The sequence below is a fragment of the Streptomyces sp. NPDC048277 genome, from assembly GCF_040652235.1.
GTDB lineage: Bacteria > Actinomycetota > Actinomycetes > Streptomycetales > Streptomycetaceae > Streptomyces.
The window spans coordinates 240,872-265,324 of sequence record NZ_JBEZLQ010000012.1; the positions used below are offsets into that span (position 1 = coordinate 240,872).

Below are 24,453 nucleotides of genomic sequence, written 5' to 3' on the forward strand. Positions count from 1 at the left end.
GGTCGAGCCGCGCATCACTTACACCTTGCTCTGGGGGAACCATGCCGTCCGTCGCCCTGCGACGCGCCGTCCGGGAGACCGTCGCCGGTCTGCCCCGTGAGTTCTGGTGGCTGTGGACCAGCACCCTCGTCAACCGGCTGGGCTCCTTCGTCGCCACGTACATGGCCCTCTACCTGACCCTGGACCGGGGGTACAGCGCGTCCTACGCCGGGCTCGTCGCCTCCCTGCACGGGCTGGGCGGGGTCGTGTCCTCGCTGGCGGGCGGCGTGATGGCCGACCGGCTGGGGAGGCGGCCGACCCTGCTCGTCGCCCAGGGCTCCACCGCCGCGGCCGTCGCGCTGCTCGGGTTCGTACGGGATCCCGCCGCCATCGCCGCCGTCGCCTTCCTCGTCGGCATGGCCTCCAACGCCTCCCGGCCGGCCGTGCAGGCGATGATGGCCGACATCGTGCGGCCCGAGGACCGGGTGCGGGCGTTCTCGCTCAACTACTGGGCCGTCAACCTCGGGTTCGCCGTCTCGTCCATGGGCGCCGGGTTCATCGCCGAGGTGAGCTACCGCGCCGGGTTCCTCGTCGAGGCCGGGATGACCGCCGCCTGCGCGGTCCTCGTCTTCGTCAAGCTGCCCGAGTCCCGGCCGGAGCAGGCCGCCAAGGCGGTCGCGCGGGAGGACGCGGTCAGCCTCGGGACCGTGCTGCGCGACGGACGGTACATGGCCGTCGTCGGGCTGTCCTTCCTCGTCGCCCTGATCTTCCAGCAGGGGTCGCTCGGGCTGCCGGTGGCGATGGGCCGGGCCGGGTTCTCGCCCGCCGACTACGGACTGGCCATCGCCGTGAACGGAGTGCTCATCGTGGTGCTCCAGATCCCGGTCACCCGGATCATCGAGCACCGCGATCCGCGGTCGCTGCTCGTGGTCTCGTCCCTGGTCGCGGGCTACGGCTTCGGGCTCACCGCCTTCGCCGGGTCCGTCGGCGTCTTCGCGCTCACCGTGTGCGTGTGGACCCTCGCCGAGATCGTCAACGCCCCGACCCAGACGGGGCTCGTGGTGCGGCTCTCCCCGGTGCACGGGCGGGGCCGGTACCAGGGGATGTACACGCTGTCCTGGTCCGCCGCCGCGCTCATCGCGCCGCTGATGTCCGGCGTCGTCATCGACCGGCTGGGGGCGATGTGGCTGTGGGGGGTGTGCGCGGTCGTGGGCACCGGGGCGGCTCTCGGATACGGCGTCCTCATGCGGCGGCTACCGGTGGAACGACCGACGCCCGCCGCCACGAAGAACACCGAGGCCGAGGTACGCGCCGCCTGACCCGGTGGCCCGGTAACCCGGAAGCCCGGTAACCCGGAAGCCCGGTAACCCGGAAGCCCGGTGGCCCGTGGCCTAGGGGCCCCGGGGCCTACGGGTTTAGTGGACTGGTGGCCCCACTGGCCCACTGGCCCACTGGCCCACTGGCCCGCAGGCCCATGCCCGCACACTGACCCGCTGCTCCGCAGGCCCACTGACCGGTGACCCGTGGCCTGCCGACCCCGGTGGCCGACGCACCCCAGTGGCCCACTGGCCCGCACGCCCACCGCCCCACTGACCTGCTGCCCCACCGCCCACCGCCCCACTGACCTGCTGCCCCACCGCCCCACTGACCTGCCGGCCCACTGACCTGCCGCCCCACCGGCCCGCTGCCCCGCTGACCCCCCGTCCTCGGTCTCCCGAGAACAGGGGGTCAGTGGCCCATGCGTCGGCTTCAGTTCGTGCAGCCCGGTACCAAGTTCTGGTTCGGGACGCAGTTGGTCGGGATGTTGTGGGTGATCTGGGAGTCCGTGACCGTGACCAGGGTGTCCGTGAAGACGCCTCCGGGGGCCGTCGTGGACGCGTTGTTGCGGACCGTGCTGTGGTCGAGCGTGACCGACCCGCCGAGGTTGTAGATGCCGCCGCCCTGGGAGGCACCGTTGCCGTTCGCGCTGTTGCCGGTGACCTTGCTGCCCTTGAGGGTGAGCACAGCGCTCGCCGTCAGGTTGGCGAAGCCGCCGCCCAGGCCCCCGGGGCCTCCGACGACGTTGCCGCTGACCTCCGACTTGTCCAGCTCCAGCTGCGCGCTGTTGACGAACCCGCCGCCCAGGGTGCCGGCGGTCGTGTTGTTCGCGATCTTGCTTTCGCCGAACGTCATCGTTCCGCCGTCGACGAAGACACCGCCGGCGGAGGCGGCCGACGTGTTGCGGTCGATGACGGTCGCGTGGAGGAAGCTGATGCCGGCGGCCTGGTAGAGACCGCCGCCCGAGATCCGGGCGTGGTTCCTGGCGAACTCGGAGTCCTCGACGCTCAGGGTCCCCTCCGTGAACAGCCCGCCGCCGTCGTCCGCGTTGTTGAAGGCGAGCCGGCTGCGCCGGACGGACGCCGTGGCGCCCGTCTCGACCCACACGCCGCCTCCGTCCCCCGTGGCGGTGTTGTCGAACACGTCGACGTGCGCGAGCGTGAGCATGCCACCGCTGTCGACGCGGATGCCGCCGCCGCTCCCGGCGGCACTGCCGCCCCGGACGGTGAGGTCCTCCAGGCGCAGGTTGCCCTTGGAGGTGCCCGCGGTGGTGACGTGGAAGATCCGGAACAGGCCGGGATTGGGGCCGTCACGGACGATCGTCGCGCCGTTGCCCCGGATCGTGAGGCTCTGGGTGATGGGCGGCAGGCCCTCGCCGGGGGCGAAGGCGGTGGTCAGGTGGTAGGTGCAGTCACGGTGGAGGGACAGGGTCTCTCCCGCCATCGCGGTGGCGATGGCGGTGGTCAGCGCCGCCGTGTTGCAGGGAACCTCTGTCACGTCGTCCTGGCCCGCGGCGGTCGCCGGTCCACCGCTCACACCCGTGACGACCGCCGCCGCCACCATCGCCGCCACTGCCGTCATGCTGCTGGATCGGATAAGTCGCATATCTGTCAGATGCGTCGTTCACCATGGTCCTGGGCTGATGTGATGATCAGATCACTCGCCCGCGCCATGTGATTCCTTCGGTCGGCGGAGCAACAGACGCACCGAACGCCTCACGGGTGCATCCGCGCGCCCTTCAGCACCTTGTCCACCCCGTTCCGCGGCCCGTACACCGCGAGCCCCACCAGATCCAGTTCCGCCGTGGGTACGGCACGGACCGCCGCGCGGTTGTCACGGTCATTGCCGGTCGAGAACAGGTCCGCGGTGAAGACGGCCCGGGGCAGGGCCCGGCTCAGCGCCCGCTCGTGTGCCGCCGTCAGCGTCTCCTTGGTGCCCTCGAAGACCAGCACCGGCTGCCGGAACATCGGCAGGTAGCCCACCCCGTCGGCGTCCTCGTACGGCTCCCCGACCACCTCGGGAACCGTCGCGCCCAGGCCGCTGACCAGGAACGCGGTGACGTTCAGCCGCTGCCACGGCTCCAGGTCCGTGCGCAGCAGCACGGCGATCTTCGTGTCGAAACGGACGGGTGCGGCGTCCAGAGGGCTCAGGGAAGCCGTGGAACCCATGGACCTCAGGGAACTCGGGGAACTCATGGAGACGAGACTGCCCGGCGTCGTACGGGACCGTCTTGTACGTTCTTTGCATGGCCGCCCGGCAGCACGTCACCCAGGAAGTCACAGCCTGGCGTCCTCGCGTCCCGGGCGTCACCGAGGTCTTCCACGCCCACTTCACCGGGTACGCCTACCCGATGCACGTCCATGACGCCTGGACGCTGCTCATCGTGGACGACGGCGCCGTACGGTACGACCTCGACCGGCACGAGCACGGCACCCCGGACGACACCGTGTCCCTGCTGCCGCCGCACGTCCCGCACAACGGCTCCCCCGCCACGGCGGACGGCTTCCGCAAGCGCGTGGTCTATCTGGACGGCGCTCTCCTCGGCGACGACCTCATCGGGGCCGCCGTCGACGGGCCCGACCTGCGCGACCCGCTGCTGCGCCGGCGCGTGGGCCAACTGCACGCGTCCCTGGCCCGCGCCGGCGACGAACTGGAGGCGGAGAGCCGGCTCACCCTCATCGGCGAGCGGCTGCGGGGCCTGCTCCGCCCCCGGCTCGTGACACAGCGGCCCCCGGACCCGGCCCTCGCCCGCTCCCTGCGCGAACTCCTCGACGAGCGCGTCGCCGACGGGCTCGTCCTGGAGGAGGCCGCGCGGCTGCTGCACGCACACCCCGCCCACCTCGTGCGGGCGTTCAGCGGCGCGTACGGCATCGCCCCGCACCAGTACCTGATGTCCCGCCGGGTCGGACGGGCCCGCCGGCTGCTGCTCGACGGGGTCCCGCCCGGCGAGACGGCCGCCGCGACCGGCTTCTACGACCAGGCCCATCTGACCCGGCACTTCCGGAGGCTGGTGGGGGTGACCCCGGGGCGCTACCGCGTGAGCAGCGCCCGGTACGTCACTTGACGTCGACGTAGTCGGCCACGGACGTCGCGCCGCCCGTGGTGGACGTCGCGCCGAAGGTCCAGCGGTAGGAGCCGTCGACGGAGGCCTTGACCGTGGTCTTCAGGGTGCCGGCGGAATCGGCGGTCACGGTCTTCAGCGTCGTGTAGGTGCTGCTGCCCTTCTTGCGGAACTGCAGCTTGGCCGACTTGCCGCCGAAGCCGACGTACTTGTGCTTCACCCAGTCCGCGCGCGTGATCGCGCCCTTCACGGTGAGCGTCCCGCCCTTGGCCACCGGCTCCGGGGTGGCGTTGGCGGTGACCTTGGCGGCGCGCTTGACCTGCACGGTGCCGAATCCGGTCAGGTACTCGTGGCTCTTGAGCTGACCGTTCGAACCCCAGATCTTCGCGGAGACCGCGACCTTCCAGGTCGTCGCGTCGCTGTTGGAGTCCAGCGTGTAGCGCGGCTCGATGTACAGCTCGCCGTCGCAGTCGGCGGCGTGGCTGCCGGCCTCGTAGTAGGTGACGCTGCCGGTGTAGATGCCCCCGTCCTCGGCGCCCTTGGCGGCGGTGGTGCCGTGGTAGAGGAACGGGTCCGCCTCCGCGTCGCCGATCTTGACGCCGGACGGCCAGGAGATCCGGAAGGTGAAGTCGGGGGTCACCTCCGCATTGGTGCCCACCACCACGGGCTTGCCCTTGTTGATGACCAGCTCGGTCACCGTGATCCCGGTGTCGGCGGCCTGGGCGGTCGGCGCGGTGAACGCCCCCAGGGCGAGTGCCCCGGCGAGTACGACCGCCGAACCGGATCTGCCTGCGCGCATGCACGACCTCTTCTTCACTGACGAGGAAAGGTAAGACCCCGGTAAGGGAACCGGGTTGCGGCAGGCTAACAGCAGTCGAGCGCGCGCTGCGCCTCGTACAGGTTCCGCGGCCGTACCGCGTCCCACGTTCCGTACAGCTCCAGCCGGGAGTGCAGGTCGCCGGTGAAGTCCGGTACGTCGATCTGGTCGAAGTCGGTGACCGTGTCGAGGCCGACCGTCGCGGAGTACGGCGCCAGGCCGTCTAGGCGCATCAGGCCCGCCCGGCCGTTGGTCACGCGCACGTTCCAGTGCGTGAACCGCGCCCCGAACAACGGCCCCGCGTTCGCGTCCCCGCCGTGGCGGCCGTTGTTGTCCACCGTGATGTCGGTGCGGACGTTCGCGAAGGGCAGGCCCCGGTGGGAGTCGAAGGTGCCCATCTGCATCTCGCCGCGCGACCAGACGTTGTGGGAGGACAGGCCCTCGACGTTGATGCCGTGGAGCTGGGTGTCGGCGGGGGCCGGGACCGTGCGCTGTTCGACCGTGAAGTCCTCGATCAGGTTGTCGTGCGAGCCCTCGCGGCAGAAGTACGGGTGGTGTTCGCCCCGGCCGCCGACCCGGGTGCCGCGCAGGGTGCAGGCGGAGGCGGCGACCAGACCGAAGCCGTTGTCGACGTTGCGGACCGTGACGTCGTCCACCCAGCAGTCGTACGCGCACTGCAGGACGACCCCGTTGTAGCCCTTGTCGAGGAGGTGCGGGGACTGCGGGGTCTCCATCACGTCGAGCGTGAGGCCCTCGACCCCGGCACCGGTCAACGCCCCCACATGTGTGGTGAACTGCGGGTTCCACTCGGGGCGCAGGTCGACGGGGAGCGGGCGTTCCAGGGTCACCCTGCGGCCGCGCACGGCCACGACCCGGACGGGCCATTCGTAGGGGACGTACGACAGCAGTTTCGTCTTGTCCTCCCAGTAGTACGACGCCGGGCCCGGGCCCCCGCCGGACATGTGCTGGAGGAGGGTGTGGGCGCTGTCGTCCGCGACCCGGAGGAGGACCAGGCGGCCCGGGTGCAGCCGGGAGGGGTCGGTGACGGTGACCGTCCGGTCGCCCCGGCGGGCGGGGGCGACGGGGGTCAGCGGCTCCCACTCGTCGCGCTTGTTGCCGGTCCAGCCCTCGAACGGCCAGGCCTGCGCCTCGACGGCCGCCGTCAGGGAGTCCCAACGGGCTTTCGGCGCCAGCCAGATGAGCCCGCCCGCCCAGGACCACGCCGACTTGGTGCCGCCGTAGCGGGAGCCGTACGGGCCGATCAGTTCGGTGAGGTTCTTCGTCGCGTACAGCGTGGTACGGCCACTGCCGGCGCCGCGCAGCACCACGTCGTCGTAACCGAGCTGGATGAGGCCGTCGATGCGGAAGGTGCCGGGCGGGATGGTGACCGTGCCACCGCCGGCCCTGGCGGCAGCGGCGATGGCACGGTTGATCGCGGGGGCGCAGTCGGTCTCGCCGTCGGCGACGGCGCCGTACGCGCGGACGTCGGCGACGACCGGAAGGCGGCGGATCCGTGCCGCGCCCGCCCTGCCGATGTACGGGATCTGCGGATGGGTGAAGGGGGTGCGGGTGAACTCCCGCCAGAGGGAAGGGACTTGGACGTCGGAGGCGTGGGCCGTGCCGCCGCCCGCCACGGCGGACGCGGCCACCGCCGTGGCGCCGGCGAGCAGGGCCCGTCTGGTCATGCCGTGGGTCACGCCTTGGTGCGCGGTGCTCATTCCGTACGTCCTTCCATGCGAGTGAGTCATGGATGTGAACGACGTTCAGATCTGCGTCGAGCGTGAGCATGCCACGGCGATCAAGCACTGCGAAAGAGTCGTGCAGGGGTCAGTCGGTGGAGCGTTCGATCAGATGCGTGAACGCGTCCAGGTTCCGGGTCGACTCACCGCGCGCCACCCGCCACTCGTACTCCTTGCGGATCGCGGAGGCGAAGCCCAGCTCCAGAAGGGTGTTGAAGGCGCCGTCCGCCGCCTCCAGGACCTGGCCGAGGATGCGGTCGATCTCGTCCGGGGTGACGGACACCAGCGGGAGCCTCGCGGTGACATAGACGTCACCGAGGCGGTCGACGGCGTAACTCACGCCGTAGAGCTTGAGGTTGCGCTCCAGGAGCCAGCGGTGGACGGCCGGTTCGTTCTCGTCGGGGTGACGGACGACGAAGGCGTTGAGGGAGAGGGAGTGGCGGCCCACCAGGAGGGAGACGGTCGTCTTCAGCTTGCGGGTGCCGGGGAGTTGCACGACGAAATTGCCGGGCTCGGGGCTCTCCCACTCCAGTTCGGCGTCCTTCAGGACACCCTCGATGACCTGCGCGGCCTGCCGATCCCGTGAAGCATCACCCATGGGGCGAGCGTACGCGACGGCGGTGGGACTGGTTCGCGGCCATGTAGACGTCGGCGGTGGCGGCGGCGGCCGTGTCCCAGCCGAAGGACTGGGCGTGCCGGGCGGCGGCGCTGCCGAAACGGTCCGCCAGAGTCGTGTCGTCGGCGAACCGGCGCAGCACGCGCGCGTAGTCGGCGGGTTCGTGGCCGTCCACCAGGAAGCCGGTCTCGCCGTCCCGCACGGCCACGGGGAGCCCGCCGACCGAGGCGGCCAGCACGGGCGTGCCCGCCGCCTGGGCCTCTATCGCCACCAGGCCGAAGGACTCGCTGTAGGAGGGCATGACGAGGACGGAGGCCGCCCGGAACCAGTCCGCGAGCTGCTCCTGGCCGACCGGCGGACGGAACCGTACGACGTCCGCGATGCCGAGCCGCGCGGCCAGCTTCTGCAGGCCCTCCGGCTTGGCGAGACCGCTGCCGCTGGGGCCGCCGACGACCGGTACGACGATCCGGGAGCGGAGTTCGGGGCGCTCGTCGAGGAGGACGGCCACGGCCCGGAGCAGTACGTCGGGGGCCTTCAGGGGCTGGATACGGCCCGCGAAGACCGGGATCAGGGCGTCCTGCGGGAGGCCGAGGCGGGCACGGGCCGCTTTCCGTCCGTCCGCCGGGCGGAAGCGGTCGAGGTTCACGCCGGGGTGGACGACGGCGACCTTGGCGGGGTCGGCCGCGTAGTGCCGTACCAGTTCGTCGGCCTCTTCGGAGGTGTTCGCGATGAGACGGTCGGCCGCGGACACGATCTGGGTCTCGCCGATGACACGGGCGGCGGGTTCGGGGGTGTCGCCGTCGGCCAGGTTGGCGTTCTTCACCTTGGCCATGGTGTGCATGGCGTGCACGAGCGGGACGCCCCAGCGCTGGGCGGCGAGCCAGCCGACGTGGCCGGAGAGCCAGTAGTGCGAGTGGACGAGGTCGTAGTGGCCGGGGCGGTGGCCGGCCCAGGCCTGCATCACGCCGTGGGTGAAGGCGCACAGCTGGGCCGGGAGGTCCTCCTTGGCGAGGCCCTCGTAGGGGCCGGCGTCGATGTGCCGGACGAGGACGCCGGGGGCGAGTTCGACGGTGCACGGGAGGCCGCCCGCGGTGGCGCGGGTGAAGATCTCGACCTCGATGTTGATCGCGGCGAGGCGCTGCGCGAGCTCCACGATGTAGACGTTCATGCCGCCGGCGTCGCCGGTGCCGGGCTGGTGGAGCGGGGAGGTGTGCACGGAGAGCATCGCGACGCGGCGGGGGCGGCGGGACCGGAGGAGCCGGGTGGCAGCCGACGGGGAGCGGCGCCCGAGCCTGCTGACGTACTGGCTCACGTGGCGGTCCTCCTTGGTGCGGGCATGCCGTCAGGAGGACGTTGAGCGTCCTCCAAGGGGGTGCAACACGGAGGGGAGGATTCCCATTCCGGGGGGTCGGGTTTTTGCCGGGACATTACCTTTGGTCGCTCAACCGTTCGAGGGTGGGATGCGTGGGGGGCGCCTGTCGTGGAAACGCTGCGGGCCGGTAGGGGCTTGTCGCGCAGTTCCCCGCGCCCCTGACGGGGCGCTTTACTCTCGTAGGCATGAATGCCCGCGCCGCCTCCCTCCCCCACTCTCGGCTCCGCTCGAGCGGGGGGACCCCCATCGTGGGAACGGTGACGCGCGGGACCACCAACCCCAACCGCCTGCGCCGCATGGACCGGTGGATCGCCGCCGCGCACGGTCCCGAACTGCGGCGCGCCGCCGATCCCGTGGCCGTCGACCTCGGTTACGGCGCCGCCCCCTGGACCGCCGTGGAACTCCTCGGCCGGCTCCGTACCGTCGCGCCACGCGCGCGTGTCGTCGGGGTCGAGATCGAGCCCGCGCGGGTCGCCGCGGCCGAGCCGTACGAGCGCGAAGGGCTCACCTTCCGGCACGGCGGGTTCGAGATCCCCGTGCCCGCGCGGCCGTTGCTCATCCGCGCGGCCAACGTGCTGCGGCAGTACGACGAGAGCGAGGTCGCCGCCGTCTGGGCGCGGCTGTGCGCGCGGCTCGCGCCGGGCGGGCTGCTGGTCGAGGGGACCTGTGACGAGATCGGGCGGCGCCATGTGTGGGTCGCGCTCGGGGCGGAGGGGCCGCGGACGGTGACCTTCGCCACCCGGCTCGGGTCCCTGGAGCGGCCCTCGGACCTCGCCGAACGGCTGCCGAAGGCGCTGATCCACCGCAACGTCCCGGGCGAGCCGGTGCACGCGTTCCTGCGGGACTTCGACCGCGCCTGGGCGGCCGCCGCGCCCTACGCGTCGTACGGCGCCCGGCAGCGGTGGATCCGGGCGGTGCGGGACCTGACGGCCGACTGGCCGGTGGCGGACTCGGCGGTGCGCTGGCGGCAGGGGGAAGTGACCGTGGCGTGGGAGGCGTTGGCGCCGAAGGCCTGATGGGGCGGGGTGGGAACGATCTCGGTGAGTCGTTCGTCACAAAAGCGGGGAGATCGTCATGCCCGGGGGGAAACGGGGGAGGAAAACACCTGCTGTTGGCCCTGTCACTTTGCGGCGAAGCGTGGCACGATCCCCCAAGTCCGTAAGTTACTGACGAGAAATCAGGTATGGGGGACTTGGTATGGGTACGGGCAAGCGCGGGCTGATCAGGGTCGCGGTGACCGTGGTGTGCGCGGTGACCGTGCTGGCGGTACCCGGCACGGTGTTCGCGGCACCGAGCCCCACCTCCTCGCCGAGCGCCTCGGCCTCCCCCAGCGCCTCGGCCGGCCCCTCCGTGACTCTCGCGCCCGACAAGGACCTTGAGGCCGTACAGGCGAAGCTGGACGAGCTCTACCACGACGCGGCCGTCGCCACCGACGCGTACAACGCCGCCGAGGAGGCCGCCCAGAAGCAGTCCGCCGAGATCGTCGGCCTGGCCAAGAAGATCGTCCAGGGGCAGCAGAAGCTCGACGAGTTGAAGGCGCGCGCCGGCCGGGCGGCCGCCGCCCAGTACCGCACGGGCGGGCTGCCGGACACCGCCGAGCTGCTGCTCAGCGACAATCCGTCGGAGTTCCTGGACGGGGCCGGGCGGGTGCTCCAGGGCGAGCGCGCCACCAAGGGGCTGATCAGGGAACTGACCCAGACCCAGCAGGACTTGAAGCAGTACGCGGCGGACGCGGCCGACCAGTGGAACAGGCTGGAGGCGGGGCGCAAGGCGAAGGCCGCGGCGAAGAAGAAGATCACGCAGCGGATCGCCGCCGCCGAGAAGCTCCAGTCCCGGCTGCAGAAGAAGCAGAAGGAGCGCCTCGCCGAGCTGGAGCGGGAGACCGCGTACCAGGCGCAGACCGCCTGGCTGGACACCGGGATACTCGACGAGATCCACAGCAAGGCGTCCGCGGCCGGCAAGAAGGCGGTCGCGTTCGCCACCGCGCAGCTCGGCAAGCCGTACGTGTGGGGCGCGGAGGGCCCGGACTCGTACGACTGCTCCGGGCTGACCTCGCAGGCCTGGGCGAGTGCCGGGCAGCCGATCCCGCGCACCTCCGAGGAGCAGTGGAAACAGCTCAAGCACATCGACGTCAAGGACATGCGCCCCGGTGATCTGATCATCTACTTCGACGACGCCAGCCATGTCGCGATGTACGTCGGGGACGGCGCGATCATCCAAGCCCCGCGCCCGGGGCGGACGGTGTCGATCGGAGGCGCCGGGTCGATGCCGATCCTCGGGGTGGTCCGGCCGGACGCCTGAGCGTTTCCCTTTGGGTGTGATGTCCCTTTCGTGAGCTGAGTCATGTGACCCGGTGCACGCCAACGTCCGTTCAAACCCGGGCGGCACGTGACCTTCGTCATTCCCGCCGGACGGCCCTCTTGCCCAACTGCGGTACGGCACGCGGCATATGCCAGTGGCCTGAGACAGGGCGACGTGGCTCACACCATTCCGTTGAAGTGGCCAGTACCGCTATGGTCCCGGTCGGTGGGTCGAGTCCCTCGTCCCGCCATGCCCTCGGGGGGAGGGAAGGAACCCGACACGATGCCCGTACCCGTACCGCGGCAGAGAGCGATCCCGGCCGTGGAGAGTGGTCAGGCGCCGGCCGCCGCGCCCGCACAGGGCGGCGGCCCCCTCAAGGAAGAGGCCAACCGCACGGAAGCCGTCGCCCAGAACACCGGCGGCACCACTCTCACCCTGCTGCTGATCGAGGACGATCCCGCCGGCTCGCCGATCCTGCCCGAGTTGCGGGACGCGTCCGGCAACTCGATCCGCATCCGCACCGCCCGCAACCTCACCGAGGCCGAGCGGCTGCTGACCGACGACGTCCACTGCATCCTGCTGGACCTGGCGCTCTCGGCGCCGGGCCGCACGGTCGCCGTCACCGACGACGGCGCCGACACCGACGAGCTGGCCGTGCTCAGGCATGTGCTCCAGATCGCGCCCCGGCACGCCGTGCTCGCGCTCACCGCCTCCGGTGACGCCGAGCGTGGCGCCGAGGCCGTGCGCGTCGGCGCGCAGGACTACCTCTTCCGGGACGAACTGGACGGCCGGCTGCTGAGCCGTGCCATCCGGTACGCCGTCGAGCGCAAACGTTCCCTCACGGCCGAGCGCAAGCTCGCGGAGGGGCGCGTGCGCGCCCAGGAGAACCGCCGCCTGGAGCGTGGCCTGCTGCCCACGCCCCTGCTCGACGGCTCCGCGCTGCGCTTCGCCGCGCGCTACCGCCCCGGCCGCTCCCGCGCGCTGCTCGGCGGCGACTTCTACGACACCGTGCGCACGCCCGACGGGACCGTGCACGCGATGATCGGCGACGTCTGCGGGCACGGCCCGGACGAGGCCGCGCTCGGGGTGGAGCTGCGGATCGCCTGGCGTGCGCTGACCCTGGCGGGGCTGTGCGGCGACGAGCTGCTGGGCACGCTGCAGGAGGTGCTGGAGCACGAGCGCTCCGACGAGGAGATCTTCGCGACGCTCTGCACGGTGGACATAGCGCCGGACGGGCGCCGGGCCGGCCTGTGCCTGGCCGGGCACCCGGCACCGCTGATCGCCCGGCCCGGACGGCCGGCCGAGCTGCTGCCGTACGACAACAACGGTCCGGCGCTGGGGTTGCTCAAGGGTGCCCGCTGGCCGCGGATGCAGGTGGAGCTGGGCGCCGAGTGGAGCCTGATGCTCTACACCGACGGTCTGATCGAGGGCCGGGTGGGCTCGGGTGGCGAGCGGCTCGGCCAGGACGGGATGGTCGAGATGGTGCGGCGACAGCTGGCCTCCGGCCTGACCGGGGAGGCGTTGCTGCGGGCGGCGGTGAACGAGGTGCGGCAGCTCAATGGGGGCGAGCTGACGGATGACGTGGCGGTTGTGCTGCTGGATCGGGCGGCGTGACCGGCTACGCGCCGCGGGGGGGGTTCTGTCGTCGGCCGACTGCGGGTGCGTTGGGGCTGGTCGCGCAGTTCCCCGCGCCCCTTTGGGGCGCGCTGCAGCGGGCGCGCCCTGAAAGGTCTGCGGCCGAAAGGTCAGCGGCCGCCGTTGTACGGGCCGTACGGGCCGTCGCTGCTGCTGCCGCCTCGGCGGCCTCGCCAGCCGCCGCCGCCCGACACCTGCTTGACCGCCGGCCGGACGTCGACGATGTAGACGATGCTCCCCACCAGACCCGCGATCGGGAGGATGGAGAGGATCGAGAACAGGTAGCTGACGACCAGGGCGATAGCCAGGATGATCAGCCAGAAGATCTTGTTCTGCTTGTTGGCCGCGCGGAAGGCGTCCTCGCGCCGGAACGCGGCGTCGAACAGACCGAACGCGGCAAGGGCCATCAGGACGATCTTCAACAGTCCCAGGAACCCTGCGAAGCCCAGCATCAGCATGCCGTCCACCACCCGTTCTCTCCCGATCCCTACGCGGCCACCGTACCCGTAGAACGGGCCGGGCACCCCAAGGGTGCCCGGCCCGTGCGTTCTGCCGTCCTGCCGGTCACTTGGCCGGCGGGGTGGTCTTCTTCGCCGTGGGGGCCGCCTTGCGGGGCGCCGGGGTCGCCGGGGTCTTCTTGGCGACCGGGGCCTTCTTCACCGCGACGGGCTTGGCCTCGGCGGCCTTCGGCTCCTCCGCCGGCGTCGCCTCCTCCTTGACCACGGCCGGCTCGGGCTTGCCCTCGACGGCGATGGCCAGGTCCTCGATCTCGTCGGCGGCCTCGCCGCGCCAGGCCTTCACGGCCTGCTCACCGTGCTCGGCGACCTTCTCGTAGGTCTCGCGAGCCTTGACGGCGTACTCGGCGGCCACGCCGACCTGGCGGAGCGCGAAGTCCTGGGCGGACTCGCCGAGCTTCTTCAGGTCGCCGTCGAGGGAGACGATGAAGTCGTTGACCTTCGTCTGGAGGTTGACCTGCGCCTCCTTGGCCTTGGCACCGGCCTCCTTGGCGCGGGCGGCGGCCTTCTCCTGCACGGCCTTCGGGTCGGTGTTGCGCACGGCCTCGATGCGGGCGGGGGCCTCGGTGCGCAGCTGCTCGACCAGGCCGGGGACCTTCTTGGCCTGCTGAAGGGCCAGGTCCGCGGTGCCGGCGGCGAAGTAGAGGGGAGTCGGGTCGCTGAGGGTCTTGCGCAGGTCGTCGGTGATGGCCATGGTGATGGTCCTCCCGGATTCACGTTCGGCTGAGGGTTTTGTGGTCCGCGGCGCGGCGGCCGGCGCGCTTGGCCGGCTCATCCGGCCGTCCGCCGCGGATCGGTCTCGCTGTCGGTCTCGCTGTCGGCGTCGCCGCCGGTGTCACGACGGTTGTCACGACCGGTGTCACCGTCGGCGCCGCTGACGTCGTGCTTCTTCTGGCTGTTCTTCGTGCTGTCTCTCGTGCTGTCCTGCCGGCTGTCCTGCTCGCCGCGGGCGTCACTCGCGCTCTCCCCGCCGGACCCGAAGCCGTTCTCTTTCCGGAACGACTCGTAGATCTGCAGCAGCACCTGCTTCTGCCGCTCGTCGAGAGTGGGGTCGGCGAGGATGACCGCACGGGTCTCGACCTCGTTCAGATCCCGCTCGGCGTCGAGGATGCCGGCGCGGACGTACAGCGTCTCGGCGGAGATCCGCAGGGCCTTGGCGACCTGCTGGAGCACCTCCGCGCTCGGCTTGCGCAGCCCGCGCTCGATCTGGCTCAGGTACGGGTTGGACACCCCGGCGGCGTCGGCGAGCTGCCTGAGCGACAGCTGCGCGTTGCGCCGCTGTTCGCGCAGATACTCACCGAGATTGCCGACGTTGAGCGATGCCATGCCTCCACCTTGCAACACCCCCGCTAACAATTGCAAGCACCTGCTTGCAAAAGTGTGCCGCGCCATACCCGGACGGCTCAGCGGAGCCGGGACAGCGGCCACCGCCGTCTCGCATCCGTGCCGGATCAGTCGGTGTCGAGGCCGTCGATCAGGCGGTTGAGGAACCGGGTGAAGGTGGCTTCGGGGGTGAGGGGGCGCCCGGGGGCGGAGAGGGCTTCGGCGAGTTCCGGGTGGTGGCCGTCCGCGGCAACGGCGGCGAGGTAGCGGGCTTCGGCCGCGGCCCGGTCGGGGGACTGCGCGACCGCGGCCTGCGCGATTTCGTGGGCGACGTGCCCGGCCACGAACGCGGTGAGCTGGGCGAAGATCTCCAGCTTCGCCGCACCGTCCAGTCCGGTGGGCCGCAGGGCGGCGAGCGCGCGTTCCAGGAAGGCCAGGGTGTGGGGTCCGGGGACGCGCCGGGTGGACAGGGCGGCGGGCAGCCAGGGGTGTCGCAGCATGTGGACGCGCTGGAGGTGGGCGATGACCTTCAGGTCGGCGCGCCAGTCGCCGGTGGGCGCGTTCGCGGCCGGCAGTTCGCCGCTGACGTGGTCGACCATCAGGTTCAGCAGCGTCTCCTTGTCGGGGGCGTAGCTGTAGAGCGACATGACGCCGGCTCCGACCTGTGCGGCGACTTTCCGCATGGTGACCGCTTCGAGTCCCTCGGCGTCCGCCAGGGCGACGGCCGCCGCGGTGATCGCCTCCCGGCTGTAGGCGGGCTTGCGGCCTCTGCGCGGCCGGCCGGAGGCCAGCCAGAGCTGTTGCGGGTCGACGCCCGGGGCGTCGGCCCCTGCCTCACGGGGCATGGCCATGCCCCCTTCCTTGATCGGCGGCCCTTGCGGACCTCAGTCAAGCATCCTCTATTCTCGTACACCGTACGGAAATCGAGGAGGGGAACGATGACGTCACGCACGCACGGTTCTGCGTCGGGGCCGGCCTGGGTACCGCCTTCCGGCAAGCCGCCGCTGGCCTCACGGATGATGAGGGCGACCTGGCGCGGCCTCCCGGCCAAACGGCACGATGCCGGGTGGGAGCCGGGGCTGCCGGTGCCGGCCGCCGACGGCAGCCCGCTGATCACGGACCACTACTTTCCGCGCGCCGAGGGCGACTTCCCCACCCTCCTGGTGCGCTCGCCGTACGGCAGGGGCCTGCCGTGGTCCCCCATGTACGGCCTGCTCTTCGCCGAACAGGGCTTTCACGTGGTCCTGCAGAGCTGCCGCGGCACCGGAGGTTCCGGGGGCACGTTCGACCTGTGGCGCAACGAGGCCGCCGACGGCCGGGCCACGGTGTCCTGGCTGCGCGAACGGCCCTGGTTCAACGGCACACTGGGCACCGTCGGCCCCAGTTATCTGGGCTACGTGCAGTGGGCCCTCGCCGTGGACCCGCCGCCGGAACTGAAGGCCATGGTGGTGCAGGTGGGCCTGCACGATCCCCACGCCCTGTTCCACGCGCACGGTGCGCTGAACCTGGAGACCGCACTCGCCGTCGGCGTGGGCATGACCTACCAGCACCAGGGCATGGCACCGTTCCTGAGGGCGACCCTGCGCCTGCAACGACGCCTGCGTGAGGTCACCACCGCGCAGCCGCTGCGCGGGGCGTACGCGTCGGCCCTCGGGGGCGAAGTGCCCTGGCTGGACGGCGTGATGACCCACCCGGACGCCCAGGACGCGTACTGGCGCGGCGCGTCCCTGGCGCAGGTGGCGGAGCGGCTCGGCGTGCCCACGAGTCTGATCACCGGATGGCACGACGCGCTGGCCGACCAGACCTTCGAGCAGTACGACCGGCTGCGTCGGGCCGGATGCGAGACCGCCCTGCTCGTCGGCCCCTGGACCCATACCTCCGCCCTGCAACGGGGATGGCCCGAGGTGTTCGCCGAGAGCCTCGCCTGGCTGCGCGCCCACCTGTGCGCCGACCCCTCCGGCCTGCGTCCCACAAGGGTGCGCGTGCACATCGGCGGCGAGAACACCTGGCGGGACCTCGACGACTGGCCGCCGGCCACGGCCGTCGGCCCCTGGTTCCCCACCGCGCAGGGGCATCTCACCCGGCAGGCCCCCACGGACTCCGCGCCAGTGGCGTCGTTCCGCTACGACCCGGGCGACCCCACCCCGTCGCTCGGCGGCCCGCTGCTCTCCCGTAGCGCCGGTCCTCGCGACAACAGCGGCCTGGAGGCCCGGGCAGACGTCCTGACGTTCACCAGCGCCCCGCTGACCGAGCCCGTGGACATCCTCGGGCCGGTCTCGGCGCGGTTGAGCGTCTCCGCGGACACCGGTCATGCCGACGTCTTCACCCGCCTGTGCGACGTGGACCCGCAAGGCCGCTCCGTCAACATCTGTGACGGGCTGGGCCGACTGCGGGCGGACGGGCAGGAGCCGTCGCAGATCACCGTGCCGATGAGCTCGACCGCCCACAGATTCGCCGTCGGTCACCGCATCCGCTGGCAGATCAGCGGAGGCGCCCATCCGCGCTACGCCCGCGGTCCCGGCACCGGGGAGTCGCCGGTGGACGCCACCGCCTTCACACCGGTGCGCGTCACGCTCCACACCGACTCGGCGCTGATGCTTGCGGTGCACGCCCACGGTTCCGGGCCCGGCCCTGCGGTGAACGGCTGACCGGCCGGAGAATTGGCCTTGCCCACCAGGACGTGGTCCTCACATCATCTGCGGATGGACGACACGCCGAGCCGTACCCCGACCGCCCTGCCGACGTTGCGCTCCGAGGCGCGCGACGCGGGCTTCAGCATGTCCAGCGAAGACCGCACGGGAAGCCTTCTGGCAGCACTCGCCGCCGCCCGGCCCGCGGGCCGGATCCTCGAACTCGACCCCGCCGTCCAGGCCGTCGCCCGGAAGCAACTGGGCGCCGACCCGCGGGTCGCCTTCGTCACCGGGGACGGCGGCGCATGGCCGGAGGGCCACGACGCCTCCGTCGAACGCCTTCTGGCCGAGCTGGACGAGCGCGAGGACTTCCGGTGCGTCCGCATGGCATGGGCGAGCGGACTGCTGATGGCCGTACGCACAACCTGACGGCCAGTCGATTAATGACTGGCCGCGTACGGTCGAGGCCCCCTAGGGTGCCGATCATGGCCTGTCGAATTTCCGAACTGGTGATCAAGTCCCGGGATCCGCAGCAGCTGGCGGCGTTCTGGTGCGAGGTGCTCGGCTTCAGCGTGCTCGACACCGACGACGGCGCGGTGGAGATCGCACCGCCGGAAGGGTTCGGCGGACTGCAGCCGACCCTGGTGTTCGTCCCCAGCACCGAGCCCAAGGGGGACAGCCTGCGCCTGCACTTCGACGTCAACGCCACCGACCGCGACCAGGACGCCGAACTGGAGCGTCTGCTGAAGCTCGGCGCGCGCGTGGCCGACATCGGCCAGAGCGGCGACGAGCCCTGGCACGTCCTGACCGACCCCGAGGGCAACGAGTTCTGCCTCCTGCGGGCTCGCCTGAGCTGAGCGTCGCCCCGCACCCGGACACGACGGAACCACGCCTTCGGCGACACGCATGCCGGAGGACCGTCGGCCGGGTGCCGGCAGGGCGTCGGCGGTCCGTCGGTGGGCCGTCGGCGACCCATCGGTGGTCCGTCGGCGGAGCCTGCGACCTTTCTGGAGACGGCGGCCCGGAGCCCACCGGGCCGCCCGATCCCGAAGGAGTCACCATGCACACTCCCGTCACGGTCATCGGCGCCGGACTCGGCGGACTCACGCTGGCCCGTGTCCTGCACATCCACGGCATCCCCGTCACGGTCTACGAGGCCGACGCCTCCCCGTCGGCACGCACCCAGGGCGGGATGCTCGACATCCACGACTACAACGGGCAGCTCGCCCTCCAGGCGGCCGGCCTCATGGACGAGTTCCGCGCCATCGTCCTGGAGGGCCGCCAGGCGATACGAGTCCTCGACCGGGACGGCACCGTCCTGTTCGAGAAGGCCGACGACGGCACGGGCGGCCGCCCCGAGGTGATGCGCGGCGAGCTGCGGCACATCCTGCTCGACTCGCTCCCGGCCGGCACCGTCCGCTGGGGCCACAAGGTCAGCGGCACCCGGGCCCTCGGCGAGGGCCGCCACGAGGTGACGTTCGCCGACGGCACCAGCCTCACCACCGGCCTGCTGGTCGGCGCGGACGGCGCGTGGTCCCGGGTGCGGCCCCTGCTCACCGCCACCGCGCCCCACTACACCGGCACGTCGTGCGTCCACGTCTATCTGCACGAGGCCGACACCCGGCACCCGGCCGCCGCGAAGACAGTCGGCGGCGGGTCGCTGATGGCCCCCTCGCCCGGCGCGGAGATCTTCGCGCACCGGGAAAGCGGCGACACCCTGCACATCTACGCGCTGCTGAGCAGGCCGCTGGACTGGTTCGCCGCCCTCGACTTCACCGATCCCGCCGCGGCCGCCGCCGCCATCGCGGCGGAGTTCGACGGCTGGGCACCGGAGCTCACCGCGCTGATCACCGACGGCGACACCGCGCCGGTGCTGCGCTCCTTCCACGCCCTGCCGACCGAGCACCGGTGGGACCGGGTACCGGGCGTGACCCTGCTCGGCGACGCCGCCCACCTCCAGATCCCGAACGGCGAGGGCGCCAACCTGGCCATGCTCGACGGCGCCGAACTCGGCAAGGCCCTCGCCGCACACCCCGACGACGTCGAGGCCGCGCTCACCGCGTACGAGCAGGCCATGTTCACCCGCAGCGCCGAGGTCGCCACGTACGAAGAGGTCGAGGGCCACCGGATCGACTCCCACCTCAACACGGCCCAGGACCTGGTCGACATGTTCACCGGGAACAGCCGCTGAGCCGGAGGCCGCGGCTCACAGACTGCGGGCGGTGATGTTGCCGTACGCGGTGGTCGCCCGGATGTCCAGGCCGGTGGTGCCGTCGTTCTTGAGGGTGTTGTGGATACGGCCGTAGGTGGTGCCGGCGTCCAGGACGGCGGAGACCCCCCGGGCCGCGCCGACGGAGATCTCCCCGTGCTGGGTGCTCAGCACGACCGTGCCGCGTACGGCCTCGGTGATGTCGAGGTCGCCCTTCTGAGTGCTGATCTCGGCGGGACCGCCCAGTCGGCCGACGGTGATGTCCCCGGCCTGGAGGGCGAGCCGGGCGCCGTCGGTCTCGTCCAGCTTGACCGTGGCCTGCGCGCCCTCGAAGACGACGTCACCGAGCCGTCCCACGCCCCGCAGTTCGGCAAGGGCCGCCTTCGCCTCGACGCGGGAGCCGGCGGGCAGCTGGACGGTCACCTCGACGGACCCCGAGTCACCGAGCACCCGGTTCTTCGCCGCCGCGGCCCGGATCCGCAGGACCCCGTCGGCGTAGCCGACCTCGATCCGCTCGGCCGCCTTCACGTCACGGCTGCGGGCGGCGTCCGCGGGGAGCACCTCGACCGTGGTGTCCACCCGGTCGGCGGCGATGAACCGGATGAGCCCCGCGGGGACGTCCAGGACGACGGAGACCGGGGCGGGGGTGTCGAACTTCTGCATCGCGCACTCCTTCAGCTACGGGGCGGGCCCTTCCGGCCCGCCGTTTCCGACAACAGAAACGCTACGTTGCGTTCATAGATCCAGCAATATATTCATTGCGCTTCAACTCAATACGTCCAGGTGAAAGCCGCAGAATCGTTGCAATGGTTTTGAATCTAACGCAACACACCCCACCCCCATTCGTTGCAATGAATGAAGAGTGAACGCTATACTCGGACGCGCCGCACACCACGAAGGAGACCGCGATGCCGGGAGGCAGGCTCACTCAGCAGGAACGTCAGCAGATCGCGCTGGGGCTGGCCGACGACCTCGCCTATGCCGAGATCGCCCGACGCCTCGACCGCCCGACCTCGACCGTCACCCGCGAGGTGATGCGCAACGGCGGCCCCACCGGCTACCGCGCCGACCTCGCCCACCGCGCCACCGAACACCGCGCCCACCGCCGCAGGCAGACCGCGCCCCGGGACCCGGGCACTCCCCCGCAGACCCACGGCCGCGACCCCGAAGCGGTGCGCGCGTACGAGGAGATCTTCACGACCGTCTTCATGCAGTCGGGGCTGTCCAAGATGACGGCCCGGCTCCTGGTCTGCCTCTACACCACCGACGCGGGCAGCCTCACCTCGGCCGAACTCGTCCAGCGCCTCCAGGTCAGCCCGGCTTCCGTCTCCAAAGCGGTGGCGTTCCTGGAGAGCCAGGGGCTCATCCGCAGGGAACGCGACGAACGCCGCCGCGAGCGCTACCTCGTCGACGACGACGTCATGTACCAGTCCACGATGGCCGGCGCCCGCGGCACCGCCCACCTCGCCGCCACGGCACGCCAGGGGGTCGCCGTCCTCGGCTCGGGCACCCCGGCCGCCGGCCGCCTCGAGAACATCGCCCGGTTCGCCGACTTCATCTCCGAGAGCATCGCCCGCGCCGCGGACCAGGCCCGCGAGGTACTCCACAGCAAGCCCGGTACGCCCCCGGACACCCCCGCGGAGCCGAGTTGAGGCAGCCTGCCGGCGGCTGTCGTCACCTCTCCGCGAGCACGGCCTCGCAGGACGACCACGCCGACGGGCTCAGCAGGGGGCGGAAACGGGTGAACAGGGTGAGGAGTCGGGGTCCCCACCGGTCCCGGAAGGACGGGTCGATGCGGGCGAGGTCGAGTTCGTTGGCGGCCGTCAGCTCGGCGATGTCCCGGCGCAGCCCGGGCCCGGGGATGCGGGGGCGGCCGGTGAAACGGTCGTGGACGGGGGCGTCGGCTTCCGCGAGTACCGGATAGGTGGCCTTCCGGTCGCACGCCGCATAGAGGTAGACGACGGCTTCGGCCTCGACGCCGATCACCGCCGCGAGTTCGGCGCGCCGGTCCAGGGGCAGGAGCGCGGTGGGGAAGCCGTCGGTGCCGTAGAAGGCATGGCACAGGCCCGCGAGCCGGAGCGCCGGGCGGGCGTCCCATGCGGCCAACTGGTCCTGGACGCGCTGGAGATGCGCGAGGAGCGTCCCGCCGGGATGGGCGATCTCCGCGGCGCCCAGGTCACGGAGGAGTGCTACGGCCTCAGCAGCGGGGGAAGCGGACACGGGCGGGTCCTTTCGTCGCTGCCGGAGGCCCGGATGAAGTGGCTGCCGTCGGCGAACTGTAGTCGGCGACGGTCTCGCCGTCAGCCGTCAGCCGTTGGCCCGTAGCCACTGCTCCAGCGCCGTGAAGTCCGCGTCCGTCAGGCCGAATTGGTGGTCGACGCGGTGCAGGAGGGCGGGGTGGTGATGGTGAGTGGCCACCCAGGCCAGATCCGCCTCGGTGATCTCGTCGTCGACCCAGACGAACGGCCGCTCCCCCGCCCACTCCACCAGCGGCCGCGTCTTCCAGTGCAGCAACGCGGGTGGCCTGTCCTCGTCCGGCCAGTCCACGACGGGCAGCGGGGGCAGGCCCAGCCAGGGGGCGACGGCGGCGTTCGCGTCGTCCATCCAGGTGGTGGCCCAGACGAGGTCGCAGCGGAGTTCCGCGAGGCGGCGGCCGAGGGCCGGGTCGATGCGGCTCACCAGCGGGTTCGGTGGGGTGCGGTCGGTCTCGTAGACCGGGTAGGGGCGGTCGGCGGGGGCGCCGAAGGGGATGAGGGTTCCGTCGATATCCAGGAAGAGGAGCATCAGGGACAGGATCGCAGAGAGTGCCGGGAAAGGTCGTTGGGCGACTGCGGGTGTGTGGGGGCTGGTCGCGCAGTTCCCCGCGCCCCTACGGGGCGCGTTGTCTCTCAAAAAGGCAGCGGTCTCGCGTGCACCACGTCCAGCCGTGACACCGCCCTCGTCAGCACCACGTACAACCTGTGCAGCCCCCGCTCCTCCCCCTCCACCACCGCCGCCGGTTCCACGGCCACCACGTGGTCGTACTCCAGGCCCTTGACCAGGGTCGCCGGGACCACGACCACCCGGGCGCCGAGTTCGTCCGGGTCCGCCGGGGGAATGCCGGCGGCCGTGAGCGCGGCGCGTACCCCGGCCACCTCGGCGTCCGCCGCCACGACCCCCACCGAGCCCTCGTGCGACAGGGCGCCCCGTACGGCGCTGACCGTCGCGGCGTGGACGTCCTCCGTCGGCCGGATCGTCAACTCGCCGTCCGCGCGGTAGGACTTGGCCGGGGGCACGTCCGTGCCCAGGCGGTGCAGCAGCCGGTTCGTGAGGTCCACGACCGCCGCCGGGACGCGGAAGCCGGTGGTGAGCGGGACGACGGCGACGTCCGGCTTGCCGAGGTGCCGCAGTACCGGGCTCCAGCTCCGTGCCGCCCACGGGGTGGTGGCCTGGGCCAGGTCGCCGAGGACGGTGAGCGAGCCGAAGACGGCCCGGCGGGCGATCGCCCGGCACTCCATGGGAGAGAGGTCCTGGGCCTCGTCGACGACGATATGGCCGTAGCCCTCCGGGTGTTCGACGAGTCCCGCGACCTCGTCGAGGAGGACCAGGTCGGCGGTCGACCAGCGCGCGGACTTGTACGAGCGGGGCGGGCGCGGCCAGAGCAGGGTTCGCTGTTCGTCCTCGGTCAGGAGGCCGTCGGCAGCCCGCGCCAACACCCCACCGCCCGTGAGGAGTTCGGCGACCACCTCCTCGGGGCGCACCTTGGGCCAGACGGTGTCGAGGTAGGCGCTCATCGCCCGCGACCGTTCCAGCCGCCGGGTCCAGGCGGCCGGCTGCGGCCCGGCCCGCCGTTCCGCCTGGAGCTGTACGGCCCTCATCGCCCGCCCCCGCACCCGCTCGCGCCCGACGCCGTACGGCGGTTCCTCCTGCCGTACCCCCTCGACGATCCTCGCCAGCACACCGGCGGGCACCCGCCAGGTGTACGTGCCGTCCGAGAGGGAGAGCGCGTCGATGCCGTCGGTGGACACGTGCGCGTACAGCGCCCGGCGGAGGACCTCGGCCATCCGGGGATCGTGCTTGAGGGCGGCGGTGCGGGCGGGGTCGGTGCCGGTGGCCGGGTGGCGGGCGATCTCCTCGTGGAGGGTGGTCTGGCGGACGCCGGTCTCGCCGAGGGCGGGGAGCACCTCGGAGATGTAGGAGAGGAAGGTGCGGTTGGGGCCGAGGATCAGCAGGCCCGAGCGGCGGATGCGCTGGGGGTGGGTGTAGAGGAGGTAGGCGGCGCGGTGCAGGCCGACGGCGGTCTTGCCGGTGCCCGGGGCGCCCTGGACGCAGACGGAGTCGGCGAGGCCGGCGCGGACCAGGTCGTCCTGGTCGGGCTGGATGGTGGCGGCGATGTCCCGCATGGGGCCGACCCGGGGGCGTTCGATCTCGCGGGTGAGCAGTGCTCCGGGGCCGGACTCCCCCTTGCCCAGCCGTTCGTCCTCCCATCCCGTGAGGTCGGCGGAGTCGCCGCGGCTGCCGGGCGCCCAGCCGAACCGGCGCCGTACCGAGATGCCCTGGGGATCGTCGGGGCCGGCCTGGTAGAAGGCGCGGGAGACGGGGGCGCGCCAGTCGACGACGAGGGGCGGGGCGGTCGGCTCCTCGCTGATCCGCAGCCGGCCGATGCGGTAGCTCTGCCCGGCGTGCTCTCCCGCGCCGAAGTCCAGCTTGCCGAAGAACAGCGGGCCCGCCGGCAGCTCGCGCATCTCCTTGGCACGGCTGCGCAGCCGGTACCCGAGCACCTCGGCGTCGGCGCCGGAGGCGGAGACGTCCTCGCCGGTGACGACGTGTTCGGCGGCGCCTTCGACCATGCGGGCGAGGGCGGCTCGGCAGATGTCGTGGTAGGCGCGTTCGCGGTCGAGTTCCTGCTGCATGGGGAACAGCGTAAACGAGGAAATGCAACTTGGTTAAATTTTTTACC

24 protein-coding genes are annotated in these 24,453 nt (G+C 71.8%); 10 read left to right on the forward strand and 14 right to left on the reverse strand.

The genetic code is table 11. The features are described from left to right. Positions 1 to 41 precede the first annotated feature (41 nt). Positions 42 to 1,298 carry an MFS transporter gene (locus AB0D85_RS26220; RefSeq protein ID WP_362324725.1) on the forward strand — a complete coding sequence of 419 codons (1,257 nt, stop codon included), beginning with the start codon at positions 42 to 44 and terminating at the stop codon, positions 1,296 to 1,298. Between the two features lie 430 nt (positions 1,299 to 1,728). Here AB0D85_RS26220 and AB0D85_RS26225 read toward each other — a convergent pair whose 3' ends face one another. Both AB0D85_RS26225 and AB0D85_RS26230 read right to left on the reverse strand, forming a co-directional pair. Then, complete coding sequence (locus tag AB0D85_RS26225; protein ID WP_362324728.1) at positions 1,729 to 2,877, reverse strand: hypothetical protein; 1,149 nt, start codon at positions 2,875 to 2,877, stop codon at positions 1,729 to 1,731. A 134-nt stretch (positions 2,878 to 3,011) separates the two neighbouring features. Then, positions 3,012 to 3,464: a DUF2000 domain-containing protein gene (locus AB0D85_RS26230; protein WP_362324731.1), complete on the reverse strand. Its 453-nt coding sequence runs from the start codon at positions 3,462 to 3,464 to the stop codon at positions 3,012 to 3,014. A gap of 77 nt (positions 3,465 to 3,541) precedes the next feature. Between AB0D85_RS26230 and AB0D85_RS26235 the strand changes: the two genes are divergently transcribed. Further along, a complete protein-coding gene (locus tag AB0D85_RS26235; RefSeq protein ID WP_362324734.1) occupies positions 3,542 to 4,360 on the forward strand; it encodes an AraC family transcriptional regulator in 819 nt (272 codons plus the stop codon). Here the strand turns inward: AB0D85_RS26235 and AB0D85_RS26240 are convergent. The 4 genes from AB0D85_RS26240 to mshA form a co-directional block, all read right to left on the reverse strand. Next, positions 4,353 to 5,156 carry a hypothetical protein gene (locus tag AB0D85_RS26240; protein WP_362324737.1) on the reverse strand — a complete coding sequence of 268 codons (804 nt, stop codon included), beginning with the start codon at positions 5,154 to 5,156 and terminating at the stop codon, positions 4,353 to 4,355. The genes AB0D85_RS26235 and AB0D85_RS26240 overlap by 8 nt on opposite strands. A gap of 65 nt (positions 5,157 to 5,221) precedes the next feature. Next, positions 5,222 to 6,892 carry a glycosyl hydrolase family 28-related protein gene (locus tag AB0D85_RS26245; RefSeq protein WP_362324740.1) on the reverse strand — a complete coding sequence of 557 codons (1,671 nt, stop codon included), beginning with the start codon at positions 6,890 to 6,892 and terminating at the stop codon, positions 5,222 to 5,224. A 109-nt stretch (positions 6,893 to 7,001) separates the two neighbouring features. Beyond that, a complete protein-coding gene (locus AB0D85_RS26250; protein WP_362324743.1) occupies positions 7,002 to 7,511 on the reverse strand; it encodes a YbjN domain-containing protein in 510 nt (169 codons plus the stop codon). Further along, positions 7,504 to 8,841, reverse strand: coding sequence for a D-inositol-3-phosphate glycosyltransferase (gene mshA / locus AB0D85_RS26255; protein ID WP_362324746.1), 1,338 nt, complete (start codon positions 8,839 to 8,841; stop codon positions 7,504 to 7,506). Before mshA ends, AB0D85_RS26250 begins: the two co-directional genes overlap by 8 nt. 308 nt (positions 8,842 to 9,149) lie before the next feature. Here mshA and AB0D85_RS26260 point away from each other — a divergent pair, with 308 nt between their 5' ends. The 3 genes from AB0D85_RS26260 to AB0D85_RS26270 all read left to right on the forward strand — a co-directional run bounded on the left by AB0D85_RS26260 (position 9,150) and on the right by AB0D85_RS26270 (position 12,816). Beyond that, positions 9,150 to 9,917, forward strand: coding sequence for a class I SAM-dependent methyltransferase (locus AB0D85_RS26260; RefSeq protein ID WP_362324749.1), 768 nt, complete (start codon positions 9,150 to 9,152; stop codon positions 9,915 to 9,917). A gap of 181 nt (positions 9,918 to 10,098) precedes the next feature. Next, a complete protein-coding gene (locus tag AB0D85_RS26265; RefSeq protein WP_362324752.1) occupies positions 10,099 to 11,202 on the forward strand; it encodes an NlpC/P60 family protein in 1,104 nt (367 codons plus the stop codon). 282 nt (positions 11,203 to 11,484) lie between these two features. Beyond that, on the forward strand, positions 11,485 to 12,816 hold the full coding sequence (locus AB0D85_RS26270; protein WP_362324755.1) for a SpoIIE family protein phosphatase: 1,332 nt from the start codon (positions 11,485 to 11,487) through the stop codon (positions 12,814 to 12,816). Between the two features lie 131 nt (positions 12,817 to 12,947). On the opposite strand, the gene AB0D85_RS26275 is transcribed toward AB0D85_RS26270, so the two are convergent. The 4 genes from AB0D85_RS26275 to AB0D85_RS26290 all read right to left on the reverse strand — a co-directional run bounded on the left by AB0D85_RS26275 (position 12,948) and on the right by AB0D85_RS26290 (position 15,520). Continuing rightward, positions 12,948 to 13,295, reverse strand: a complete 348-nt coding sequence (locus AB0D85_RS26275) for a DUF2516 family protein (RefSeq protein ID WP_362325072.1) — start codon at positions 13,293 to 13,295, stop codon at positions 12,948 to 12,950. Between the two features lie 106 nt (positions 13,296 to 13,401). Next, entirely contained in the window at positions 13,402 to 14,046 is a 645-nt protein-coding gene (locus tag AB0D85_RS26280; protein WP_362324758.1) for a hypothetical protein, read from the reverse strand. A gap of 77 nt (positions 14,047 to 14,123) precedes the next feature. Further along, positions 14,124 to 14,678 (reverse strand): helix-turn-helix transcriptional regulator, encoded by a 555-nt coding sequence (locus AB0D85_RS26285; RefSeq protein ID WP_362324761.1) that lies wholly within the window; start codon positions 14,676 to 14,678, stop codon positions 14,124 to 14,126. A gap of 125 nt (positions 14,679 to 14,803) precedes the next feature. Beyond that, positions 14,804 to 15,520, reverse strand: coding sequence for a TetR/AcrR family transcriptional regulator C-terminal domain-containing protein (locus AB0D85_RS26290; RefSeq protein WP_362325075.1), 717 nt, complete (start codon positions 15,518 to 15,520; stop codon positions 14,804 to 14,806). Between the two features lie 174 nt (positions 15,521 to 15,694). Between AB0D85_RS26290 and AB0D85_RS26295 the strand changes: the two genes are divergently transcribed. The 4 genes from AB0D85_RS26295 (at position 15,695) to AB0D85_RS26310 (ending at position 19,496) form a co-directional block, all read left to right on the forward strand. Continuing rightward, positions 15,695 to 17,323: a CocE/NonD family hydrolase gene (locus AB0D85_RS26295; RefSeq protein ID WP_362325078.1), complete on the forward strand. Its 1,629-nt coding sequence runs from the start codon at positions 15,695 to 15,697 to the stop codon at positions 17,321 to 17,323. A gap of 54 nt (positions 17,324 to 17,377) precedes the next feature. Continuing rightward, positions 17,378 to 17,734, forward strand: coding sequence for a hypothetical protein (locus tag AB0D85_RS26300; RefSeq protein ID WP_362324764.1), 357 nt, complete (start codon positions 17,378 to 17,380; stop codon positions 17,732 to 17,734). A gap of 56 nt (positions 17,735 to 17,790) precedes the next feature. Then, on the forward strand, positions 17,791 to 18,162 hold the full coding sequence (locus AB0D85_RS26305) for a VOC family protein (RefSeq protein ID WP_362324767.1): 372 nt from the start codon (positions 17,791 to 17,793) through the stop codon (positions 18,160 to 18,162). A gap of 203 nt (positions 18,163 to 18,365) precedes the next feature. Further along, a complete protein-coding gene (locus AB0D85_RS26310) occupies positions 18,366 to 19,496 on the forward strand; it encodes an NAD(P)/FAD-dependent oxidoreductase (RefSeq protein ID WP_362324770.1) in 1,131 nt (376 codons plus the stop codon). Positions 19,497 to 19,511: 15 nt separating this feature from the next. Here the strand turns inward: AB0D85_RS26310 and AB0D85_RS26315 are convergent, their stop codons facing one another. Next, positions 19,512 to 20,177, reverse strand: coding sequence for a DUF4097 family beta strand repeat-containing protein (locus tag AB0D85_RS26315; protein WP_362324773.1), 666 nt, complete (start codon positions 20,175 to 20,177; stop codon positions 19,512 to 19,514). A gap of 245 nt (positions 20,178 to 20,422) precedes the next feature. Here AB0D85_RS26315 and AB0D85_RS26320 point away from each other — a divergent pair, with 245 nt between their 5' ends. After that, positions 20,423 to 21,166 (forward strand): helix-turn-helix domain-containing protein, encoded by a 744-nt coding sequence (locus tag AB0D85_RS26320; protein WP_362324776.1) that lies wholly within the window; start codon positions 20,423 to 20,425, stop codon positions 21,164 to 21,166. Positions 21,167 to 21,188: 22 nt separating this feature from the next. On the opposite strand, the gene AB0D85_RS26325 is transcribed toward AB0D85_RS26320, so the two are convergent. The 3 genes from AB0D85_RS26325 to AB0D85_RS26335 all read right to left on the reverse strand — a co-directional run bounded on the left by AB0D85_RS26325 (position 21,189) and on the right by AB0D85_RS26335 (position 24,406). Then, positions 21,189 to 21,734, reverse strand: a complete 546-nt coding sequence (locus tag AB0D85_RS26325) for a DUF6817 domain-containing protein (RefSeq protein WP_362324778.1) — start codon at positions 21,732 to 21,734, stop codon at positions 21,189 to 21,191. A gap of 87 nt (positions 21,735 to 21,821) precedes the next feature. After that, a complete protein-coding gene (locus AB0D85_RS26330; RefSeq protein ID WP_362324781.1) occupies positions 21,822 to 22,298 on the reverse strand; it encodes an HAD domain-containing protein in 477 nt (158 codons plus the stop codon). Between the two features lie 104 nt (positions 22,299 to 22,402). Beyond that, entirely contained in the window at positions 22,403 to 24,406 is a 2,004-nt protein-coding gene (locus AB0D85_RS26335; RefSeq protein WP_362324784.1) for an AAA family ATPase, read from the reverse strand. Positions 24,407 to 24,453 lie beyond the last annotated feature (47 nt).